Annotated in this window: 27 protein-coding genes; 9 read left to right on the forward strand and 18 right to left on the reverse strand. The window is 68.9% G+C overall.

Translation table 11 applies throughout. The features are described from left to right. Positions 1-127 precede the first annotated feature (127 nt). The 5 genes from CVV72_RS30825 (at position 128) to arfB (ending at position 4,245) form a co-directional block, all read left to right on the forward strand. Positions 128-367, forward strand: a complete 240-nt coding sequence (locus tag CVV72_RS30825; RefSeq protein ID WP_005152616.1) for a DUF397 domain-containing protein — start codon at positions 128-130, stop codon at positions 365-367. Next, complete coding sequence (locus CVV72_RS30830; RefSeq protein WP_219147268.1) at positions 351-752, forward strand: hypothetical protein; 402 nt, start codon at positions 351-353, stop codon at positions 750-752. Before CVV72_RS30825 ends, CVV72_RS30830 begins: the two co-directional genes overlap by 17 nt. Positions 753-1,019: 267 nt before the next feature. Then, positions 1,020-2,558: an amidophosphoribosyltransferase gene (gene purF, locus CVV72_RS30835; RefSeq protein ID WP_007032554.1), complete on the forward strand. Its 1,539-nt coding sequence runs from the start codon at positions 1,020-1,022 to the stop codon at positions 2,556-2,558. Positions 2,559-2,589: 31 nt separating this feature from the next. Further along, entirely contained in the window at positions 2,590-3,660 is a 1,071-nt protein-coding gene (purM, locus tag CVV72_RS30840; protein WP_219147270.1) for a phosphoribosylformylglycinamidine cyclo-ligase, read from the forward strand. Positions 3,661-3,813: 153 nt separating this feature from the next. After that, entirely contained in the window at positions 3,814-4,245 is a 432-nt protein-coding gene (arfB, locus tag CVV72_RS30845; protein ID WP_255632311.1) for an alternative ribosome rescue aminoacyl-tRNA hydrolase ArfB, read from the forward strand. Positions 4,246-4,250: 5 nt separating this feature from the next. Here arfB and CVV72_RS30850 read toward each other — a convergent pair whose 3' ends face one another. The 3 genes from CVV72_RS30850 to CVV72_RS30860 form a co-directional block, all read right to left on the reverse strand. After that, positions 4,251-5,009, reverse strand: a complete 759-nt coding sequence (locus CVV72_RS30850; protein ID WP_219147272.1) for a GNAT family N-acetyltransferase — start codon at positions 5,007-5,009, stop codon at positions 4,251-4,253. 177 nt (positions 5,010-5,186) lie between these two features. Next, complete coding sequence (locus tag CVV72_RS30855; protein WP_219147274.1) at positions 5,187-5,837, reverse strand: VanZ family protein; 651 nt, start codon at positions 5,835-5,837, stop codon at positions 5,187-5,189. 222 nt (positions 5,838-6,059) lie between these two features. After that, the gene (locus tag CVV72_RS30860; protein ID WP_219147276.1) at positions 6,060-6,959 is read right to left on the reverse strand and encodes a Gfo/Idh/MocA family protein; all 900 of its coding nucleotides are present in this window, start codon (positions 6,957-6,959) and stop codon (positions 6,060-6,062) included. A 122-nt stretch (positions 6,960-7,081) separates the two neighbouring features. Here CVV72_RS30860 and CVV72_RS30865 point away from each other — a divergent pair, with 122 nt between their 5' ends. Both CVV72_RS30865 and CVV72_RS30870 read left to right on the forward strand, forming a co-directional pair. Next, on the forward strand, positions 7,082-7,537 hold the full coding sequence (locus tag CVV72_RS30865) for a helix-turn-helix domain-containing protein (protein ID WP_219147278.1): 456 nt from the start codon (positions 7,082-7,084) through the stop codon (positions 7,535-7,537). 3 nt (positions 7,538-7,540) lie between these two features. Beyond that, the gene (locus tag CVV72_RS30870) at positions 7,541-8,113 is read left to right on the forward strand and encodes a PIN domain-containing protein (protein WP_219147280.1); all 573 of its coding nucleotides are present in this window, start codon (positions 7,541-7,543) and stop codon (positions 8,111-8,113) included. Here CVV72_RS30870 and CVV72_RS30875 read toward each other — a convergent pair. Together CVV72_RS30875 and CVV72_RS30880 are read right to left on the reverse strand one after the other, a co-directional pair. Then, complete coding sequence (locus CVV72_RS30875; RefSeq protein ID WP_219147282.1) at positions 8,104-8,964, reverse strand: 3-hydroxybutyryl-CoA dehydrogenase; 861 nt, start codon at positions 8,962-8,964, stop codon at positions 8,104-8,106. The two genes, CVV72_RS30870 and CVV72_RS30875, sit on opposite strands and share 10 nt — an antisense overlap. Positions 8,965-9,054: 90 nt before the next feature. Further along, the gene (locus CVV72_RS30880) at positions 9,055-9,240 is read right to left on the reverse strand and encodes a DUF3073 domain-containing protein (protein ID WP_007032561.1); all 186 of its coding nucleotides are present in this window, start codon (positions 9,238-9,240) and stop codon (positions 9,055-9,057) included. A 207-nt stretch (positions 9,241-9,447) separates the two neighbouring features. Here CVV72_RS30880 and CVV72_RS30885 point away from each other — a divergent pair, with 207 nt between their 5' ends. Continuing rightward, a complete protein-coding gene (locus CVV72_RS30885) occupies positions 9,448-10,347 on the forward strand; it encodes a hypothetical protein (RefSeq protein WP_219147284.1) in 900 nt (299 codons plus the stop codon). Here the strand turns inward: CVV72_RS30885 and CVV72_RS30890 are convergent. From CVV72_RS30890 to CVV72_RS30900, 3 genes are all read right to left on the reverse strand, one after another. Continuing rightward, on the reverse strand, positions 10,344-11,291 hold the full coding sequence (locus CVV72_RS30890) for an asparaginase (RefSeq protein ID WP_219147286.1): 948 nt from the start codon (positions 11,289-11,291) through the stop codon (positions 10,344-10,346). The genes CVV72_RS30885 and CVV72_RS30890 overlap by 4 nt on opposite strands. After that, on the reverse strand, positions 11,288-11,851 hold the full coding sequence (locus CVV72_RS30895; protein WP_219147288.1) for an aerial mycelium formation protein: 564 nt from the start codon (positions 11,849-11,851) through the stop codon (positions 11,288-11,290). The genes CVV72_RS30890 and CVV72_RS30895 overlap by 4 nt, the downstream gene beginning before the upstream one ends. Positions 11,852-12,349: 498 nt before the next feature. Then, entirely contained in the window at positions 12,350-13,477 is a 1,128-nt protein-coding gene (locus CVV72_RS30900; RefSeq protein ID WP_219147290.1) for a folate-binding protein YgfZ, read from the reverse strand. A gap of 30 nt (positions 13,478-13,507) precedes the next feature. Here CVV72_RS30900 and CVV72_RS30905 point away from each other — a divergent pair, with 30 nt between their 5' ends. Beyond that, positions 13,508-14,362 carry an aminodeoxychorismate lyase gene (locus tag CVV72_RS30905; RefSeq protein ID WP_219147292.1) on the forward strand — a complete coding sequence of 285 codons (855 nt, stop codon included), beginning with the start codon at positions 13,508-13,510 and terminating at the stop codon, positions 14,360-14,362. On the opposite strand, the gene CVV72_RS30910 is transcribed toward CVV72_RS30905, so the two are convergent. The 10 genes from CVV72_RS30910 to CVV72_RS30955 form a co-directional block, all read right to left on the reverse strand. Continuing rightward, complete coding sequence (locus CVV72_RS30910; protein ID WP_255632312.1) at positions 14,355-14,648, reverse strand: hypothetical protein; 294 nt, start codon at positions 14,646-14,648, stop codon at positions 14,355-14,357. The two genes, CVV72_RS30905 and CVV72_RS30910, sit on opposite strands and share 8 nt — an antisense overlap. A gap of 137 nt (positions 14,649-14,785) precedes the next feature. Next, positions 14,786-15,199, reverse strand: coding sequence for a hypothetical protein (locus CVV72_RS30915; RefSeq protein ID WP_219147294.1), 414 nt, complete (start codon positions 15,197-15,199; stop codon positions 14,786-14,788). Then, entirely contained in the window at positions 15,187-16,059 is an 873-nt protein-coding gene (locus CVV72_RS30920) for a biotin-dependent carboxyltransferase family protein (protein WP_219147296.1), read from the reverse strand. Before CVV72_RS30920 ends, CVV72_RS30915 begins: the two co-directional genes overlap by 13 nt. After that, positions 16,056-16,667: a 5-oxoprolinase subunit PxpB gene (gene pxpB, locus CVV72_RS30925; RefSeq protein ID WP_219147298.1), complete on the reverse strand. Its 612-nt coding sequence runs from the start codon at positions 16,665-16,667 to the stop codon at positions 16,056-16,058. The genes CVV72_RS30920 and pxpB overlap by 4 nt, the downstream gene beginning before the upstream one ends. A 10-nt stretch (positions 16,668-16,677) precedes the next feature. Beyond that, entirely contained in the window at positions 16,678-17,301 is a 624-nt protein-coding gene (locus CVV72_RS30930; protein ID WP_219147300.1) for an FABP family protein, read from the reverse strand. A 227-nt stretch (positions 17,302-17,528) separates the two neighbouring features. Continuing rightward, complete coding sequence (locus tag CVV72_RS30935; RefSeq protein WP_125679653.1) at positions 17,529-17,837, reverse strand: DUF1416 domain-containing protein; 309 nt, start codon at positions 17,835-17,837, stop codon at positions 17,529-17,531. Continuing rightward, positions 17,837-18,673 (reverse strand): sulfurtransferase, encoded by an 837-nt coding sequence (locus CVV72_RS30940; RefSeq protein ID WP_034312619.1) that lies wholly within the window; start codon positions 18,671-18,673, stop codon positions 17,837-17,839. The genes CVV72_RS30935 and CVV72_RS30940 overlap by 1 nt, the downstream gene beginning before the upstream one ends. 22 nt (positions 18,674-18,695) lie before the next feature. Continuing rightward, positions 18,696-19,130, reverse strand: coding sequence for a DUF4395 domain-containing protein (locus CVV72_RS30945; protein ID WP_219147302.1), 435 nt, complete (start codon positions 19,128-19,130; stop codon positions 18,696-18,698). 226 nt (positions 19,131-19,356) lie between these two features. Then, the gene (locus CVV72_RS30950; RefSeq protein WP_219147304.1) at positions 19,357-19,776 is read right to left on the reverse strand and encodes a thioredoxin family protein; all 420 of its coding nucleotides are present in this window, start codon (positions 19,774-19,776) and stop codon (positions 19,357-19,359) included. A 7-nt stretch (positions 19,777-19,783) separates the two neighbouring features. Beyond that, on the reverse strand, positions 19,784-20,677 hold the full coding sequence (locus CVV72_RS30955; RefSeq protein ID WP_219147306.1) for a DUF2993 domain-containing protein: 894 nt from the start codon (positions 20,675-20,677) through the stop codon (positions 19,784-19,786). Positions 20,678-20,764: the final 87 nt, after the last annotated feature.

The raw sequence follows: 20,764 nt of genomic DNA on the forward strand, positions 1-20,764 counted from the left end.
CGCGAATTCTGCAGAAACTTCTGCACGTGCATTTACCGCTGCAGTCACACGTGCTAACTTTGGGATCACAGGCAAATGCACATGCAGATGCATCGCCCGAAGTCTTCTGTCGGGGAAGGTGGGGACCATGGCTGAACAGTTCGACAACGGCATCCCGGCCGATCGTCTTACCGGCGCCCAATGGCGCAAAGCCAGTTACAGCAACGCGATCGGCAACTGTGTCGAGGTGGCGCCGCTCGCTTCCGGCGAGATCGCGATGCGCAACTCGCGCTTTCCGACCGGGCCTGCCCTGATCTACACCCAGGCCGAGATGGCCGCGTTCCTCGCGGGTGCCAAGGACGGCGAATTCGATGACGTCCTCGGGTGACACCATCACCGCGGAGATCACCGACATCGAAAGCGGCTTGCAGGAACTGATCCACCGCGGGTACCAATTCGTGCACCCGTGCGACGCGAACGGCGAGGTCCTGGCCGTGGTCGGCGTACGAGTCCACCACAATGTGGTCGACGTGGTCCGGCTCAACGCCGAGGACGACGTCGTCGCCACCCGCATGCCCGGGACCGAGGAGGACATCCTCGAGCCCGAGGTCTGGCTGTGGCGGTTCGCCGGCGACGCGGCGACGGTGCTGACGGCACTGCTCGCGCTTCCGGACGAGCGGACCCCCGGCTCGCTGTACGTCCCGGAGACCGTGGCCAAGGGCTGCTGGGTCCCCGGCCGCGGCGGCACGTCCAAATGGCTGGCTGCTGGTTGAAAGCGACAGGCTGATCGCCTCCTAAGCACAGTCGACCGCCTCTGTCGAGGGGGAGCGGTCGGCTGGTCGGGGGTCGTGAGTGCCGGGCCTTGACACCCGCCCGTCACTCACGGTCACAGGGAACCCACTGTGTCTTCGAGATGTTCGCGGTTTCACTCAGAGTTACAGCTCGAAGCGTGTCCAGTGCCACTTCGTGCGGCGCGTTGATCTCCTGCTCACCGTTTACACTGGTGGCGGCCTGCCCTCTTTCTCCCTGGGAGCACCTCGGTGGTTTCCGACCCGTCCCTCGCCGGACAGCCCGTGACCGACCAGCCCGATCCGGAACCCCGCGAGGAATGCGGCGTCTTCGGTGTCTGGGCGCCCGGAGAAGAGGTCGCGAAGCTGACCTACTACGGGCTCTACGCACTTCAGCACCGCGGCCAGGAAGCGGCCGGTATCTCGGTCTCCGACGGTTCGCAGATCGTCGTCTTCAAGGATCTCGGTCTGGTCAGCCAGGTGTTCGACGAGCAGGTCCTGCAGTCGCTGCAAGGACATATCGCCGTCGGCCACTGCCGCTACTCGACCACCGGCGCGACCATCTGGGAGAACGCGCAGCCGATCTTCCGGACCACCGCCACCGGCAGCGGGTTGTCCTTCGCGCACAACGGGAACCTCGTCAACACCGCCGAACTGCGGGATCGCACGGTCGAAGCCGGGCTCAAACCGCACGCGGGCCTGACCGGTTCGTCCAGCGACTCCGACCTGGTGTGCGGCCTGCTCGCGGCCAACGCCGCCGACAAGGGCATCGAAGCCGCCGCGCTGGAACTGCTGCCCACCCTCAAGGGCGCCTTCTGCCTGGTCTTCGCCGACGAGTCCACCCTGTACGCCGCGCGCGACCCGCACGGTGTGCACCCGCTGGTGCTCGGCAGGCTCGAACGAGGCTGGGTCGTCGCGAGCGAGACGGCCGCGCTGGACATCTGCGGCGCGTCGTTCGTCCGCGAGGTCGAGCCCGGTGAGCTCATCGCGATCGACGCCGAGGGCCTGCGCTCCTCGCGGTTCGCGAACCCCGAGCCCAAGGGCTGCGTCTTCGAGTACGTGTACCTCGCGCGGCCCGACACCTCGATCGCCGGCCGCAGCGTGCACGCCACCAGGGTCGAGATCGGCCGCAAACTCGCCGCCGAGCACCCGGCCGACGCCGACCTGGTCATGCCGGTGCCCGAATCCGGCACCCCGGCCGCCATCGGCTACGCGCAGGGCTCCGGCATTCCCTACGGCACCGGCCTGGTGAAGAACGCCTACGTCGGCCGCACCTTCATCCAGCCGTCGCAGACCATCCGCCAGCTGGGCATCCGGCTCAAGCTGAATCCGCTGCGCGACGTCATCCGCGGCAAACGGCTCGTCGTCGTCGACGACTCCATCGTCCGCGGCAACACCCAGCGCGCCCTGGTCCGCATGCTGCGGGAGGCGGGCGCGCTCGAGGTGCACGTCCGGATCGCGTCGCCGCCCGTCCGCTGGCCGTGTTTCTACGGCATCGACTTCGCCTCGCGCGCCGAACTGGTGGCCAACGGCGTCGACCTCGACGGCATCCGCCGCTCCATCGGCGCGGACACCCTGGGCTACATCTCCCTGGACGGGCTCGTCGCGGCTTCGGAACAGCCGAAGTCGCGGTTGTGCACCGCGTGCTTCTCCGGCGAGTACCCGATCGCGCTGCCCGAAGACGCGCTGATCGGGAAGCACCTGCTGGAGAGCCTGGACTCGGTCAATGGCGCGGCGAAGCCCGTCAGCCCTGCCGGGTACGGTGCTGAGGACGCCATCCGGCGTCCCTAGACCTTCACTTCCAGAGTTGGAGTCCGCTTCCGTGAGCGAGTCCACGAGCGCCACGTACGCCGCCGCCGGCGTCAGCATCGACGCCGGTGACAAAGCCGTCGAGTTGCTCAAACCGCACGCCGAGAGGGCCACGCGGCCCGAGGTGATGGGCGGGGTCGGCGGTTTCGCCGGGCTGTTCTCCCTGAAGCTGGACAAGTGGAAAGAGCCGGTGCTGGCCTCGTCGACCGACGGGGTCGGCACCAAGATCGCCGTCGCGCAGGCGCTCGACAAGCACGACACGGTCGGCATCGACCTGGTCGCGATGGTCGTCGACGATCTGGTCGTCACCGGTGCCGAGCCGCTGTTCATGCAGGACTACATCGCCGTCGGCAAGGTCGTGCCGGAGAAGATCGCGGCGCTGGTCGGCGGTATCGCCGAGGGCTGTGTCCGGGCGGGTTGCGCGCTGCTCGGCGGCGAGACCGCGGAGCACCCCGGCCTGATGGGCGAGCACGACTACGACCTTTCGGGCACCGGCATCGGCGTCGTCGAGGCGTCGAAGGTGCTCGGCCCGGAGCGGGTCCGCCCCGGTGACGTCGTCCTGGCGCTCGGCTCATCCGGCCTGCACTCCAACGGCTATTCGCTCGCCCGGCACGTGCTGCTGGACATCGCGCGCATGCCGCTCGACGGGCACGTCGAGGAGTTCGGCCGCTCGCTGGGCGAGGAGATGCTGGAGCCGACCAGGATCTACGCGAAGGATTGCCTCGCGCTGGCTGCCGAGGCCGACGTCCGCACGTTCGCGCACATCACCGGCGGCGGCCTGGAGCAGAACCTCGCGCGCGTCATGCCGCGCGGACTGGTCGCCCGGCTCGAACGCGGCACCTGGACCCCGGCGCCGGTGTTCGCGCTGATCGGCCACCGCGGCAAGGTCGAACGTGCCGAGCTGGAGAAGACGTTCAACATGGGCGTCGGCATGGTCGCGATCGTCGGCGCCGACGACGTCGACCGGGCGCTGGCGATGCTGACCGCGCGGCACGTGCCGGCGTGGATCCTCGGCGACGTGCAGCCCGCGGAAGACCCGGACGGTCCGCGCGCCGTGCTGTCGGGCGACCACCCGCGCTTCTGAATGTCTGTTGGTGAACCCGCGCCGCGATCGACGTCGGCAGGGCGCGACCTGGTACATCCCGTTCCGGTGGGTGATCAGGGTGCAATGCCACCGCGATAGCGAGGGCGGGGCAGGCACTGAATATTCTCTTGGCCCTGGTGGAACACTGGGTCCGTGGCTGATGACGTGGTGGTCGGCACCCGGTTCGTGATCCCTGGTGCCGAATTGAGCGAACGGTTCTCCCGGTCTTCGGGTCCGGGTGGGCAGGGCGTGAACACCACCGACTCGCGGGTCGAACTTTCCTTCGACGTGGCCGGTTCGGCCTCCGTCCCGGAGCATCTCCGGGCGCGGATGCTGGACCGGCTTTCGTCGCGGCTGGTCGACGGGGTCGTCACGATCACCGCCTCCGAACACCGCTCCCAGCTGATGAACCGGGAAGCCGCGCGGGCGCGGCTGGTGATGTTGCTGCTGGACGCGTCGGCGCCTCCGGCCGCCAAGCGGCGTCCCACCAAACCCTCGCGAGGTTCGAAGGAACGCCGCCTGGCATCGAAGAAGCGTCGCGGCGAGGTCAAGAAGTCACGCCGAGGCCGCTTTTCCGAAGAATGACAGACTCAGACGATTGACAGGTGCACGCACTCGGCCGCGGTCTTGAAACCGACCCGGCCGTAGACGCGTTCCGCCTGCCCGGCACCCGGCGTCAGGAACACCGACCGGCCGCCGCGCGCGTGGGCTTCCCGCGTCAGGTACTCCGTCATCGCCGCGGCGATCCCGCGGCTCCGGTACTCGTCGATCACCCCGATCCCGGCGATCTCGGTCGCCCCGTCGAGGATCGGCGTCGCGACACCGCCACCGACGACCTCGCCGGTCCCGGCCACGGCCATCACCGACAGGGTCTCGCCGCTCAGCTGATCCGGTGACGGGTCGAGGTGCCGATCGGGATCCTCCTCCCCGAACGCCACGTTCTGGGCCCGGATCATCCGCCGGAGCTCGCCCTCGGTCTTCGGGGTGACCAGGCTGACCCCGGCCGGTCCCGGTTGCCCGGCGACCTGCCCTGGGTAGCAGATCATCAGCGGAACCCGCCGCTCCAGCGTGTAACCGCATTCGACGAGCACGGCCTCGGCGGCCGGAACCGCTTCGGTGAGGAACTCCAGACGCGGCACGAGCCCGCGCTCGCGGAACGCCTCGGTGAGTGCGGCGACGTCGCCCTCGGTGGGGACGGCGCCGTCATCGGGGATCGCGTAGTTGAGGAAGGGGCTGTCGGCCTCGAGGTAGTACGTGGCCAGGAACGGCCCGATCCGCTCGGTCTCCCGGAACTTCGCCGCGGTGAGGCGAAGGTAGGACTGCAAAGCACGAATCGTCTCGGAAAGCACTGGTGGAAAGCCTTTCGGGCAGAAGAAAGAGACGCACGGGAGGATCCGCATGCGTGTGGAGCTGGCGTGTGCGCCGGCTAGCTCGTGCCGACGCCACCGAAGGCGTCAGGCATGAGGCATCCCTCTTTCTTGATTCGCAGGGCTTTCGCGATCACTTTCGCACGACGGTCAACCGATTTACCTCCGCTGCGGATGCGCGATGCTCGAATACCGGTCCTCCCACACCGACCTCGGGACCCGCAGCCGGACGGGGGCGTCGCACACCCGCCGGAACTGGACCGGGATCCGCGCCGGAGGCCGGACGTCCAGCCGGTGCCACAGACGTCTGCTCAGCGCGGCACCCGCCACGGCACCCACCGTGTTCAGCAGGATGTCGTCGGCCGAGGTCACCCTGCCCGCCTGGATCAGATATTGCGTACCTTCCACCAGCACCGAGACGGCCAGCGCGCCCAGCGCGATCCGGCCCAGTGACCGAAGACGGCGGGACCGCACCGGGAGCAGGGCACCGAGCGGGCTCAGCATGAGGACGTTGCCCAGCGCTTGCCAGAGATTGGCGCTGTCGGTCAGGGCGAGCCGCAGGTCGGTACCGGGTTCGAGGTTCAGCCTGCTGCCCTGCGCGCCGGTCACCGGCATCGTGACCAGGCACAACACCAGGAAACAGGCCAATGCGAGCGTCATGTCGACAGCGGCCGTCGCCGACGCGGAGAAGGGGTCGGCACGTCTTCGCCGCCGATGCGCCGCGAGGAGCGGCCACCCGAGCAACGCGTACGGAATCGCGATGATCGTCAACGGGATCATCCCGCCGAAAGCGCGGAGCAGCTCACCCATGGCCTTCCTTTCCGGAGCGCCCAAGATCACCTTCGCATCACAAGATCGACTCGGCACGGCGGAGTCGGCGCACTAAGAGGTGATCTTTTCCGGTGGCGGAAAAGGTTTTCCCATGCTGGCGACCGTCCACAAAGGAACCTGTGGACAAACCTGTGGATGACCGCGAACTCTTCGGAAGAAGGCCTTATCGCGTAAGGAAAAGCCTTGTGGGTGACCTGTGTACTACTTGCCGTGTCCGGCGAGCTCCCGCGCGTGTTCGAGCAGCTTCTGGAGGTGCAGTCCGCGGCGCACGTCACACGGATGCGAGGTCGTCCCGCTCGCGGCCATGGCGGCGAAATCGTCCAGGAGCGCGGTGTACGACTCGCCCGCCGAGCCCGGCTTGCGGCCCAAGGTGCGGTAGCCGTGCTCGCCGTAAACGGCCACTTCGACGACCGTCGGCTGGATCGGCAGCCGCAGCGACAGTGTCGCCGTACTGGTCGCGCCACCCTCGTGGGCTAACAGCAGCTGCCACAGATCGTCATCGGTCCGGTTCGCGGCGAGTACGCCGGTGATCTCACCGAGAGCCGCGTCCAGCAGATCGAGGGCGTGCGGGCCGATGTCGGCGAGCGCGCCGGAGTCGTGCCGCCACGCCGAGGACCGGTACTGGCCGCCGAGCAGCGCGCCCGACAGCCAGCGCGCCCCGCCGCCGCGCCAGCCGCCTGCTTCCTTGATGCCGTCGAGCCACTCGCGGGTCATCGGCGAAAACCGCAGGATGAGGACCACGAGAGCCGCGACGCCGGCGGCCTCCACGGCGTCCGCGAGGCGGAGCGCGCCGTCGAGATCGGCGGCGATCGGCTTCTCCAGGATCAGATGCTTGCCCGCTTCGGCCGCCTTGACCGCCAGCTCCGCCTGGACGGCGGGCGGCACCGCGAACGCGACCGCGTCCACCTGGTCGAGCAACTCGTCGAAATCGTCGACGGCTTGGGCGCCATGGGCCTCGGCCAGCTCCTTCGCGGCCTCGGGACGCCTGGCCCAGACCGCGCGCAACGTCATTCCGGGGTGATCGGCGAGACCTGGCGCGTGCACCGTCTTCGCCCACGGACCGGCACCGACCAGACCTACGCGCAGCTGTCCCTGTCCCACGCCCCCGAGTCTAGGTGTGCCACCACGCAAGCTGAACGCACCATCGAGTTGCGTTTATTGCGTTTGTTGCGAATAATTCGTTGAGAGCCGATACTGGGTCCACGTTGAACACGGGAGCAGCGATGACTGCGTTGACCATCGACCAGATCGTCCCGGGACGCCACGACATCGACGTGGCACTCGAGGCACTTCCGCACGTCGAGGCCTATCTGGCCAGGCGTCATGAACGGGACACCGTGCGCGTCGTCGTCGATGAGAACGAAGAGTCCGTGGTCGTGCCGCGGGGAGTCGTCGATCTGATGGCCCGGGTGCTGGCGCTGGTGGCGGCAGGCGAGAGTGTGTCCATCGTCCCGTCACACGCGGAACTGACCACACAGCAGGCGGCCGACCTGCTCAACGTTTCCCGGCCGTTCCTCATCGGGCTGCTGGAAGCGGGCCGGATCGAGTACCGCACGGTCGGCAAGCATCGTCGCGTGAAGGCCGGTTCCCTCCACGACTACCTGCGAGAAGACGACCGGCGACGCCGCGACGCCGCGGACGAACTTTCCGCCCTGGATCAGGAGATGGGGCTGACGTAGCAAGTGGCCTTCGTCGTCCTTTTCGACGCCAACGTGCTGCACCCCAACGTTCTGCGTGATCTCCTGCTCCGGATCGCGCAGAGCGGGTTCGTGCAGGCGAAGTGGACGGACGAGATCCTCGACGAAGTCTTCCGGAATCTCCGGAAGAACCGGCCCGATCTCGATCCGCTCAAACTCGACAGGACGCGGAGCCTGATGAACGCCGCTGTCCGGGACTGCCTGGTCAAGGGCTATGAACCGCTCGTCACCACGCTCGAACTGCCAGACCCGGACGATCGGCACGTGCTCGCCGCGGCCATCAAGGCACAGGCGCGCGTCATCGTGACCGCGAACTTGCGGGATTTCCCCGAACAGGTGCTCGGCCGCTGGAACGTCGAAGCCCAGAGCGCCGACGACTTCGTCCTCGACCGGATCGAGCTCAGTGAGCGTGTGGTCGTGGAGGCGGTGCGGCGCATCGTCGACGCGCGCCGCGCTCCGCCTACCGGCGTCGCCGAGGTTCTCGATGCTTTGGAGCGCTGCGGCCTGCGCAAGTCGGTCGCAGCGCTCCGTCGCTGTGAAGAAGGAGATCAGGAGTAGCTGTAGAACCCGCGGCCGGTCTTCTTGCCGAGCAGGCCGGCGTCGACCATGCGCAGCAGCAGCGGCGGCGAGGAGTACAGCGGCTCCTTGAACTCGGCGTACATCGAGTCCGCGATCGCCTTGATGGTGTCCAGGCCGATCAGGTCCGACAGCCGCAGCGGGCCCATCGGGTGCGCGGTGCCCAGCTCCATACCGCGGTCGATGTCCTCGGCGGACGCGAAACCCGACTCGATCATCCGGATCGCCGAAAGCAGGTACGGCACGAGCAGCGAGTTCACGATGAACCCGGCGCGGTCCTGCGACCGGATCACCGTCTTGCTCAACGCCGTCGTCGCGTGCTCCTCGGCACGGCGGGCGGTGTCGTCGCTGGTCAGCAGCGAAGGCACCAGCTCGACGAGCGGCAGCACCGGGACCGGGTTGAAGAAGTGGATGCCGATCACCTGCTGCGGACGGCCGGTGGCCATCCCGAGCTTCATGATCGGGATCGAGGAGGTGTTGGACGCGAACAGCGCGTCCTCACGCTCGACGATCTTGTCCAGCGACCGGAACACCTCGACCTTGGCCTGCTCCTGCTCCAGGATGGCCTCGATGACGAGGTCGCGGTCGGCGAACTCGCCGATCTCGGTGGTGAAGCGGAGCCGTCCGAGCGCCGCGTCGGCGTCTTCCTGCGAGAGCTTCCCGTTCTTGACGCCGCGTTGCAGCGACTTCTCGATCCGCGCCCGCCCGGAGTCCAGCGCCGGCTGATTGACCTCGGTGACGATCACGTCCAGCCCGGCCCGCGCGTGCACCTCGGCGATGCCCGAGCCCATGAGCCCGGCCCCGACGACACCTACTCGCGCTACGTCAGACATGGCACCTCCTCGTATTTTGGGCAGCACGCGACACGCGAGGGTGGTCTACCGGGACAAGCCCGGATCCCACCCTCGCGTGTCACGCGTTGCTCAGCGGCGGTATTCGTCGTACCCGTCGTACGGGTCGTCGTCATACCGCTTGTCGTCCTCGTGCCTGTCTTCCGAGGAACTACTGGACAGCTCGCGCTGCAAAGCATCGAAGTCGGTTTCGTGCGAGCTGTACTTGAGCTCGCGCGCCACCTTCGTCTGCTTGGCCTTAGCCCGGCCGCGCCCCATGGCTCGACCCCCTCGCACAGGGGCGGGGCGGCCGGGGGAATCGGCGGCCCCGCATCGTCTCGACAATTCTTTCCTGCTGACACCGTACCGTGTCCGGGGGGTTGGATGCGACGTGGCACGGTGTGCCGGTGGCGACAGTGTTCACGGAACGCCGGTTACCGGCCGGTCGGTGGCGATAGTCGCAGGTCGGCGTGCCACGATGCTCGTGTGCCCCGTCCGTTCGCGGCTTATCTCCGCGTCTATGAGCCCCTGCTCGCGCTGGGGGATCCACCGGACGAACGCCTGCTCGAGGCCGTCGAAGCGGCCCGGCTCGATCGTTCGGCCGCGGGGCTGCGCGAGCAGGCATTGTGGCTCAAGTCACAGCATGTGGGGCGATTGCTGCCCGCCGAACTCGCGGACGGCAGGGCCGCGCCCAGCCTCGTCACCGACGTCCTCGTCCTGGATCCCGAAGACGTGCCGGAGGGTGAGCACGGCGACGCCGGCCCAGGGCCGCTGATCTGCCCGATGGAGATCCGCGCGCGTTCCGCCGCGGCACTGGTGACCTTCCTCGGCGACGCGCACCCGGCGCTGAAGAACGCGGTGCTCGACGCCGGGGGCGCGTCACTCGACACGATCCGCTCGCGGGCGAAGTCCGCCATCGGCGATCTGTCCGCCTCGGCTTCGCACACGCTGTCGACGACGTGGACCGTCCCGCTGCCGTGGTTCGTGCTGTTCGATCCCGGAATGCGCCGGGTCAAACTCGGCAAGGGCCGCGACGACCCCGAACGCGAGGTGTCGTGGCGGGCCTCCATCGCCGACGCGCGGCATCGCGCCCGCGAGGTCGGCGACCTGCTCGAAGCGACCTTCGGCGACTCGGGGCCGGGCCGGGTGCTGCTCGAAACGCGACGCTGGCTCGACAGCTTCCACCCCGGCTCCGCGGTCGAGCTCGACTACGGCGGTCTCGTGCAGCTCTTCGCCGACTCGATCCTCCAGGCCGACACGACCGCCGAAGAGGTGCACGACATCCTCGACGCGCTCCGCACCGGCAATGTCGACGAGCTGGCGGAACTGTTCGCCGACCTGCGGGACTTCTGGGGCGACCTGGCCGCGCGGGAACGCGCGAACTAGCCGTAGAGGCCTTCGGCGACCCGCAGTTCGCCGACCGGTTTCCCGCCGCCCAGTACCGCGTCACGCCCTAGGCCGCAGGCTTCGTCACCAGGGTCGATGCCGAGGTGACGCAGCGTCGCGAGCAGCAGCGGGATGCGGGCCCTGGCCGCGCCGTCGTCGATCTTCAGTGCCAGCGCCGTGCCGTCCGGGAGGGCGAACGCGTGCACTCCCTCGGCGCCGCCCTTCGAGAGCAGGCCGTCGATGTTCAGCATCAGCACCGTGTCCTCGCGGCCGGTGCCCGCGACCTGCCACGGATGCGCGCGGACCGCGTCGGCGACCCTGCGTTCCGGCCCGCCCATGGCCGTGACCAGCCTGCCGAAGGAGCGGGCGAGGCCGGTGAGGGAGAACGCGAACAGTGGCGCGCCGCAGCCGTCGACGCCGACCGCCTCGATCGTCTCGCTGGTGAGGTCGGCGACGGTGGCCTGGACGATCTTCTGCAGCGGATGGATCTCTGACTCGTAGTCCTTGGTCGGCCAGCCGAGTTGCGCGCAGGTCATCAGCATCGCGGCGTGCTTGCCGGAGCAGTTCATGGCGGCCCGGCGTTTCCCGGCCGAGGCCACGGCCAGCATGCTGGACTCGTGCAGCGGGAAGGCGGGTGGGCAGGCCAGTTCGTCCTCGGTCAGCCCCGCGCGGGAAAGCATGGCCAAGGCGCCCTCGACGTGGCCGGGTTCGCCGTTGTGCGATCCGCACCCCAGCGCGAGCTCTTCGTCGCCGATCGTGAGACCGGCGCGGAGCATCCCGACCGCTTGCAGGGGTTTGTTGGACGAACGCGGGTAGACCGGCCGCTCGATGTCGCCTGCGGAGAACCGCACCGAGCCGTCCGGGGCGGTGATCACGAGGGCGCCGCGGTGCACGCTCTCCACGAAACCGGATCGGACGACCTCGACCAGGACCGGGTTCGTCACTCGGATCCGCCGCGTTCGGTGTCGAGCAGATCGTCGACCGACGCCGTGCCCTTGCGGTAGCGGGTCGCGATCTCGGCGTTGATGGTGTCCATGACGCTCTGGACCTCGCGACGGTACGAGGAGACCGAAACCTCTTCGTCGGCGTAGCGGTTGAGGGCGTTGATCAGCTTCTCGTCCGATAGCGCGCTGACATCGGAAAGGTCCGTGTCGCCGATGAGCGCCTCGGCGAACCGGCGGTGCTCACCCGCGCGCGACGGCTCCAGCCGCTGGTGCCTGCCCGAACCGGTGGCCGGGCCGATCGCGTTGTCCGCCAGGATCGCGGCCAGCCGCTCGACGACACTGCTCTCGCCGCCCGAACTCCTGCGCTCCTGCTCGGCCCGCACGATGTCGATCCGCGCGTGCAGCAGACGCCGCAGGTACGACAGGTCGGTCTCCTCCTGCGCGGCCTCGTCGCGGCGCTCGCGCAGCACGGAAAGGGTCAGCTCGCCGAGGTCGCTGAGATACCCAGGGCCGAGCACGCGGTCGATACGACGGCGACCACCGGGCCGGACTTCGATCACCCGCGTAGCTTATCGCGCTCCAGCGAAAATGTTCCGCAGGGAGCGATACCACAAAGATCTCCGCCCCTGACGACACCCTCCGCCACACTGCCGGTCTTTCGGTTCCTTCCAGAGCCCGCCCCCCACCCGTCCCGGGGGCGGCCCCTGGTCCAGTCTACCGGGGGTGGGGTGGGAAAAGTGCTGGTCGGCGGAGTTGTCCACAGGCGGGCAGCGTTGTGGACAACCTGTGGATGACTGTGGTGGGCGCATGTACTTGGATCTTGTGTGAAGGGCGAGTTTCCAGCGCTCAGCCGAGGGAAGGGGTCTTCACGCGCAGCCGCTGTGACCAGCGAGGCGAAAGTGACGTGCCCGCAGGTAGTGAAGGCCTCCTTGAGGGACCCAGAGTCCCTCAAGGAGGCCTTCACGGACCATGCCGCCAAAGACGTCAGGTAGCGAGGGGGCCTTCAAGGTAGGCGAGGAGGCCTTCACGGAACGGCGCAGCCGCAGAGAGAAACCGCCTCAACCTCGCAGCCGCTGAGCCGCCTCCCGGCCAGGAGCCGGAGCCTCACCGGGCACCGAGTCCGGGTCGATGGCCGCCTGCACGACGCGATCCTCGGCACCCACCAGCAGTTCCGCGCCCGGCTGCGTCGAGCGTTTGACCAGCGCCAGCGCGATCGGTCCGAGTTCGTGGTGCTGCACCACGCTGCCGACGCGGCCGACCGTCCGCTCGCCCAGCATCACCGGATCGCCGGTCTCCGGCGTGATCTCCGGCGAACCGTCCAAGTGCAACAGTGCCATGTAGCGCGGCGGGCGCCCGACGTTGTGGACCTTCGCGACGGTCTCCTGCCCTCGGTAGCAGCCCTTCGCGACGTGGGCCGCCGAGTCGACCCAGTTCACCTCGTGCGGGATCGTGCGCTCGTCGGTGTCGAGACCCAACCGCGGCCGCAGCGACTCGACCCGCAGCGCGTCGAACGCCCAGCTGCCGGCCGGTCGCGCGCCCGCGTCGGTCAGGCGGCGCCACCAGTCGGCGAGTTCGGCGCGGGGGACGGCCAGGTCGACGCTGTGCCGCCCCGGCCACGGCATCCGCCGCGCGAAACCGCCGGGAATCGGCACGACCGAGTACGGATCCGAGCCCAGGGAGACATCCACGGCGGACAGCACACGGTCCGCGTCGGGGCCGAGAACGGTCAGCAGCGCCAGCTCATCCGAGACGTCGCGGATGTCCACTTTGGACCAGAACTTCATCGCTTCGAGGTACTCGCGCAGCGGTTGCTTGCCCCCGGACGGCAGTGCGCTGGAGGCCACCGCGCCCCTGTCGCTGTCCAGCCACACCGTGCCGGCCGCGTGCGCGACGACCATGTGCGTGTCGACGCGGCCTTGGCTGTCCAGCACGAGCGCCTCGGTGCCGGTTCCTTCGGCGAGCCCGGTGACATGCTGCGAGATCACCAAATGCAGCCAGGACAACCGTTCTTCCCCGGTCACGGCCAGGATTTGGCGGTGCGAACGGTCGATCACGACCGCGCCGCGCGCGGCCGTCCGTTGCTCGGCGAAGGGGTCACCCCAATGCCACGGGACACCCTCTTCCGGATGCCCGTCGGGTGCCGCGATCGGTCCGGGAAGGTCGAGCAGGGGGGAGCGGTAGGGCATGAAACCCATGCTAGTGAGTACCGTGTCCCCATGCGCGTGCTTGCCTTCCTCGACGGGACCCTGGCCGACCCCGAAGCCGCCCACCTGCGAGTAGACGACCTCGGGTTGCTTCGCGGCGACGGCGTGTTCGAGACGATCCTCGTCGTCGACGGACGGCCCCGCGAGCTCCGCCCGCACCTCGAGCGGCTGGCCCGTTCCGCGGCCATGCTCGACCTGCCGGAGCCGGACCTCGCCGCTTGGGAGCGCGCCGCGCAGGTCGTCATCGACAACTGGTCCGGCCCGGCCGAGATCGCGCTGAAACTGGTGTACACCAGGGGAATCGACGGCGATCCGGAGGCGAAGCCGTTCGGGTTCGCGCTCGGCGTGGAGATCGACGAGAAGGTCCAGCGGGCCCGTGTCGAAGGCGTCGCGGCGATCACCCTCGAACGCGGTATCGAGCCCGACCTCGCCGAGCGCGCGCCGTGGCTGCTGCTGGGTGCGAAGTCGATCTCGTACGGCGTCAACATGGCCGCGCTTCGTGAGGCGGGCCGCCGGGGCGCCAGTGATGTGATTTTCACCGCCGCCGACGGCACGGTCTTCGAAGGGCCGACCTCGACGGTCGTCCTCGCGCGGGACAAGACGCTCTACACGCCGCCGGCGACCATCGGCATCCTGCCGGGAACGACGCAGGCGGCGCTGTTCCGCGGCGCCGAGCGGGCGGGCTGGTCGGTCAAGGTCGAGCCGCTCAAGGTCGCGGACCTCACCGAGGGCGAAGGGCTGTTCCTCGCGTCGTCGGTCCGCAAGCTGACCAGGGTGCACACGCTCGACGGCGCCGCGCTCACCGACTCCAGCGCGATCCACGCCGAGCTGGCCGCCGCGTACGAGAGCGAGTACGCGATCAGCTGAGCGTCGCGCGCAGCTTGGCGATGGTCCGAAGGACCTCGTCCCGGTGCTGGGCCGTCGTCATCCATGCGGGCAGCCTCGCGACCAAGGTCATGCCGGGACGATCCCCGAGCCCGCGTTCGCGCAGCTTCGCCCCGACGGACCGCTCGATCAGGTCGAGGTGCCGGGCGTGGAACGCCCAGAGGGTGTGCCCGCCGCAGCAGTCGGCGCGCAGCCACAGGGGTTCGCGGAAGAACGGGTCGACCGGACGATTCCACGCGCGGTGGTCGGGAGCCGGAGGAACGCGCACCAGCGCGCAGCCTGCGCAGGTCAGCCGTCCGGGTGTGACCGAGGCCTGGCCGGCACAGCGCGGGCAGACGACGAGGATCGGCTCGTCCGCGAGATCCTCGATCCTGGCCTGCGGATCACGGAACCGCGGGACGTCCCTCAGTTGAGCGGGCTGATGATCAGCAGATGCGGCAGGATCGCTTCTTCGCGGTAGGCCGCGATCTTGTGGTGCCCGTCGAGGATCACCGCCGCGTCGGTGGTCTCCAGCACGATGGCGACCGGCCGGTGCCCGCTCTTGATCGCGGTCCGGTAGTACCCGACGCGCGACACGTCGGCGGGCGGCCAGTCGGCGCTCGGGGTCAGGTAGCGGTCCTCGGCCAGCCGCTCGGGTCCGGCGACCTGGTATTCGCCGTCGGCGAAGAGGTCGAGAAGCGGGCGGAGCGTATCGCCGAGCGGGCGCCGCATCTGCCCGGTGGCCAGCGCGATCCGCAGCGACTGCGGAAGCTCTGGTTGGGTGGGGACCGAATTCGTGTCGATGACACCCGTGCCACCGTCGACCTTTACCTGTTCCACACCCTCGTGGACGAGTGAAAGCGGAGAAGGGTTCCGGGTCGGGCCTGTGCGAGGGCCGGGAGTGACGCCTGTCTCACCACGGCCGCCACCGGATAACCACCGGTAGTTGGATGATCCGCCAAGAACACCACCGGCAACCCGTTCGGCGGCACCTGGACGGCGCCCGTCAGCAGGCCTTCGCTCGGCAGTTCCCGCTCCGCGTATTCGGCCGCGCGAGTCAGGGCGGGTCCGTCGAGCCGGAGGCCGACGCGGTTCGATTCCGCCGTCACCGTCCAGGTCTTCGCGAGTGCGGCCGCCGGGTCCTCGAACCAGTGCGCCCGTGGCCCCGGGTCGATCAGCACGACGAGCTCGGCCGGTGCCACCGTGGGCAGCACGACATCGGCGCCGCTCGAGACGGACGGCGTGCCGAGCGGGAGGATGTCGCCCGCTTTCAGCGGCGACGGCCCGATCTCCGAGAGAACGTCCCGCGACCGGCTGCCGAGTTCCGCCCCGACCGCGATTCCGCCGGAAACCGCCAGGTAGCACCGTAATCCGGTGGCAGGAGCACCGATCGCCACGACCTGCCCCGCCGCCAGCCACACCGGCGCGTGCGAGCCGACGGGGCGGCCGTCGACCTCGACGGCGACGGCGGGGCCGGTCACCGCGATGGTGCAGGACGTCGTGGCGCGCAGCCGTAACCCGCCGAACAGGCACTCGACTCCCGCGGCTCCTTCGTCATTGCCGACGAGCCGGTTGGCCAGCTTCAGCGCCGGGACGTCCAGCGCGCCGGACGGCGGGACACCGAGATGCGCGAAACCGGGCCTGCCGAGGTCCTGTACCAGCGCGAGCGGACCGGTCGCGACCACTTCCAGGGCTCTCATCCGGCGCTCCGGAACCGCACGCGGTCGCCCGGTGCCAGCACCGCGGGCGGGTCGGCGCGCGGATCGAACAGGACGGTCCGGGTGTGGCCGATCAGCCGCCAGCCACCGGGCGAGACCCGCGGGTACACGCCGGTGAACTCGCCCGCGATACCGACCGAGCCCGGCGGCACGCGGGTACGCGGAGCGGACAGCCGCGGCTGTCGCAGCGGCTCCGGAAGCCCCGTCAGGTAACCGAATCCTGGCGCGAAGCCGGTGAAGGCCACGGTGTAGACGGCGCCGGTGTGGAGCCGGACAACGTCCTCAGTGGACACTCCGGCGTCCCGCGCGACGAGTTCGAGGTCTTCCCCGTCATAGGTCACGTCGAGCGTGATCTCCCGGGATTCGCCTTCCGGCGGATGTTCGAGGTCGGCGCCCGCGAGCAGTTCGCGGACGGCCGCGAGGGCGCCGGAACCCGGGATCTCCACCACGAGCAGGCTTCGGGCGCCGGGAACGAGTTCGGCGATCCCGGGCGGGCGCGCGGACGTGACCGTCGCGTGCGCCGCCATCGACTCGGTCAGGGAAGCGCAGTCGAGCAGGGCGGCGTGCTCGCCGTAGGCACGCCACCGCATGGGAAGAGGGTCAGCCCACCACGCGACGCAGCAGCGCCGACGTGTGCGGCTGCAGTTCCTGGCCCATCATCGCGCGCTCCTCGACGTAGCCGAGTTCGCCGTTGACGATGCCGTAGAGCCGCTGCGAAGCCGTGACGTCCTTGGCGGTCGAAGTGCGGACGACCGCGTCGGTGCCGAGCTCCCAGGCCGGGACCGAGGCCTTGCCCCGCGGCTTGCCGTAGAAGAGTTCCACGATGCCGGTGTTGTGGGTCAGCAGGAGTTCGATCGTGTCGTCGGCCTGCGGGCGCCAGAACCCGGATTCGCGCGCGGCGGGACGGATGACCTTGCCGTCCTCGTCGAGCAGCCAGGCACGCGCCTCGTGCGTGAGGAACGGGCGGCCGTCGTGCGCGATGGTCAGCTGCATGCCGAACCGGTACGGGCCGTCGATGGTCGGATAGTCGACCTCGCCCTCGCCGCGCCAGACGCCGACCAGCGGCAAAAGCGCCAGGCAGGCGTCGTTGAGGTTCGGCCCCTCGCGCAGGTTCGCCGTATCGCCCGGGATGGGCAGGTCGTCGAATTGCGGAAGGTTCCGGTCGCGCGTGTTTTCCGCGCGCTTTTCCGCGGCCTGGATGGCCTCGTCGCCACTAGCCGTCATCGGTCAGCGCTGGTCCGCGTAAAGCCGGTAGACGACGTACACGGCGAACCAGGTGATCGCGACGCCGGCGAGCACCAGCAGGGTCGTAAACAGGATCTCCACGCCACGCACTTTAGTCGCTACCTGCCCGGACAGGCCTGCCGAGGTCGCGTGGCAGTGCCCACAAGTACGTGAAGGCCCCCTTCCCTCGGCTCAGCCGAGGGAAGGGGGCCTTCACGCGCGAAACGTCAGGCGACGGAGATGGCGAGCTGGTGCACGCCCGGACCCTGCGCGGTGACGGAGGCCTCGCCGTTGCCGGAGCGGTGCAGCGCGCGCACCGTCCAGTCACCGGGGGCCGCGTAGAAGCGGAAATCGCCGTCGGCCGACGAGACCACCTCGCCGGTGAAGTCGCCGCCGCCGTCCAGCAACCGCACGAAGGCGCCGCCGACGGGGCCCTCCGCACCGGTCACCTTGCCTGCCAGCACGACCTGGCCGCGGGTGTCGTAATCGGCGGGCGTGGCCTCCTGGGCCGGTGCGCCGCAGCTGTCATCTGCCATCACTTGGCTCCCAACTCGACCGGCACGCCGACAAGCGAGCCGTATTCCGTCCACGAACCGTCGTAGTTCTTCACCTGGTCATAACCGAGGAGCTCGTGCAGCGCGAACCACGCGATGGACGAACGCTCACCGATCCGGCAGTACGCGATCGTGGCCTTCGACTCGTCGAGGCCCTCGTCGGAGTACAGCTCCTTGATCTCTTCCTCGGTCTTGAAGGTGCCGTCCTCGTTGGCGACCTTCGCCCACGGGACGTTCAGCGCGCCCGGGATGTGGCCAGGAACCTGCGACTGCTCCTGCGGCAGGTGCGCCGGGGCGAGCAGCTTGCCGGAGAACTCGTCGGGCGAGCGCACGTCGACGTAGTTGCTCTTGCCGATCTCGGCGACGACCTCGTCGCGGAACGCGCGGATCGAGAGGTCCTGCTCCTTGGCCTTGTACTCGGTCGGCTCGCGCTTGACCTCGTCCGAGTTCAGCTCCCGGCCGTCGAGCTCCCACTTCTTGCGGCCGCCGTCGAGCAGCTGCACCTTGTCGTGGCCGTAGAGCTTGAAGTACCAGTACGCGTACGCGGCGAACCAGTTGTTGTTGCCGCCGTAGAGGATCACGCGGTCGTCGTTCGAGATGCCCTTCTCGGACAGCAGCTTCTCGAAGCCCTCCTTGTTGACGAAGTCGCGGCGGACACCGTCCTGCAGGTCCTTGCGCCAGTCGAACTTCACCGCACCGCGGATGTGTCCGTTGTCGTACGCGGTCGTGTCCTCGTCGACCTCGATGAACACGACACCCGGGGTGTCCAGGTTCTCCTCGGCCCACTGGGTGGTGACCAGGACGTCTTCACGGCTCATGGGAGCTGACTCTCTTTCTGGGTTAGGACGCGCGAGGGCTGGGGCTGAAACGCTTGATGAGCAGGTACATCTCGCAACCGAGACAGAAGTTGAACGCCGCGTTGAGGAAGGCCGCGAGCAGCGCGAACGCCGTCGCGACGAAGCCGAGCGCGGTCAGGCCGGTGGCGAAACCGACGGTGCCGACCACGGCGAACACGAAACCGACGGCCTGCGCGAACCGCAGCGGGGCGGCATCCTCGCGTTCGGTCGTCGGGCCGAGCCGCGGCGCGACGAGGTAGCGATAGATCAGGGAGTACGGCGCCGGCTTCAGTCCGATGAAGGCACCGATCGCGAACACCACCGCCTGCGCCGCGAGCAGTGGCCACCACTGGGTGATGAGCACGATCGCGAGCACGATCGTCGTCAGGATGGCGGCGAACCGCGGACCACGGGGATCGACGGCCGGTCCTGCGGACATGGTTCCTCCTGCGAACGAGAGGGAAAGAGGTGCGTGCCGGGCGGGCACACGCAGGCGTGGTTCAGCGAACGCCGGGACACAGGCTGCTGCGAACGCGGCACAGGTCCACTGCGCGGCGCTGGGTCAGCAAGGTTCGGGGCAGCCGGTTCACGGGCACGAGGGTACGCAGAGCTCCCTCAGGTTGGGAACCGTGTTCACACCTTGGGACGCTTCCCGAAATCCGGGATCAGGCGTTCGCCAAATGGGGCTTCAGGGCTTCGAGAAGGTCCTGACCTCGGGGAACGCCGCCGACGCGCAAGACCTCCCTGCCGTCCGCGGTCAACGCCAGGGTCGTCGGGGTTCGCAGCACCGACAGCGCCTTGGCGACTTCGGGGGTTTCGGTGACGTCCAGATCGACATGGGTGAGGCCGTCGGTCTTCTCCGCGAGCGCGGACAGGATCGCGCGGGTGTGGCGGCACGGGGCGCAGAACGTCGTGGAGATCTGGACCAGGGTGACGCCCTCGGGCGCGAGGGCGTCGGAGACGCGGCCGGGCAGTGCGGGCGCGGTGGACTTCGCCGCGCGGATGCGGCCGTTGCGCGCCTGCAGCAGCGCGCCCGCGACCCCGCCGAGCACCAGTACGCCCAGCAGCACCCACACCCCGGTCATCCGCAAGTCACCCCTGAGGCTTCGCTCCACTGAAGGCGACGTTCTTGCCTTCACCCTTGATGGTCACCGAGCCGCTGTTCACCCGCACCGACGTCGGGGTCACCGAGAACGGCATCGCGCCCGTGTCGATGGTCGCGTTGAAGTTCGGCAGCAGCGCGTCCTGTACGGCCTGGGGAACGACGGTGGTCTCCTTGTCATTCCCGAACTGGAGCCGCTTGGGTTCGAGACGGATCTTCTGCCCGTCCAGTTCGATCATCGCGAAGCAGAAGATCTCCACCTTCTGCCCGGCGATCTGCACGTTGCCCGAAACCCGGATCCCGGTGCTGGCGGTGTCGACCGGCTCGCCGTTCTCGTTCGTCGCGGTCGGCTTGGTCTCGCCCTGCCCGCTGTCGCCGTTGCGGACGTAGTCCTCGGTGACCGGCTCGATCTTCAGGTTCTCGATCTTGTCCAGCGGTGCCTGCCGCGCGATGTCCGCGGCCTTGATCGTCACCTCGCCCTTGAGCGTGCCGATGACGATCGACTTCGTGTTGCCGGACGTCAGATCCGACAACGGGGCCGTGACGTCGCTCAGGTCGGCGTTGAAGTCCACGTCCCGCAGCCGCGGCGGAACGGCGACGCCCTGCGCGTTGATCGTGATGTGACTGTAGTCACCGGAGAGGGCCTGGGTCAGGAACGGGAAACCGTGCACCGTGACCGCCGGATCGTTGGCCAGATCCAGCTGCTGGCGGGCCTTCTGGGAGATCGTGTGCTCGGCGAACGCCGCCGCCCCGAAATCGGCCCCGACCAGCAGCACCACCAGCACCGCGAGGGCGATGAGCCAGCCCCGGCCACGGCGCTTTCCTCGCTTGGCGGACCGGCCGGAAGACGGTCGGTCGTCACGCGCCACGGGCCTGCTCACCATTGTGTCGAATCTCCTTCGTAAACCTCTTTGGCCAGGTGTGATCGATCCAGCACGGGGTAGGTCCTCGGCTGTTCACCCGCTATTCTC

It is taken from the genome of Amycolatopsis sp. TNS106, from assembly GCF_019330265.1.
GTDB classification, from domain to species: Bacteria; Actinomycetota; Actinomycetes; order Mycobacteriales; family Pseudonocardiaceae; genus Amycolatopsis; species Amycolatopsis lurida.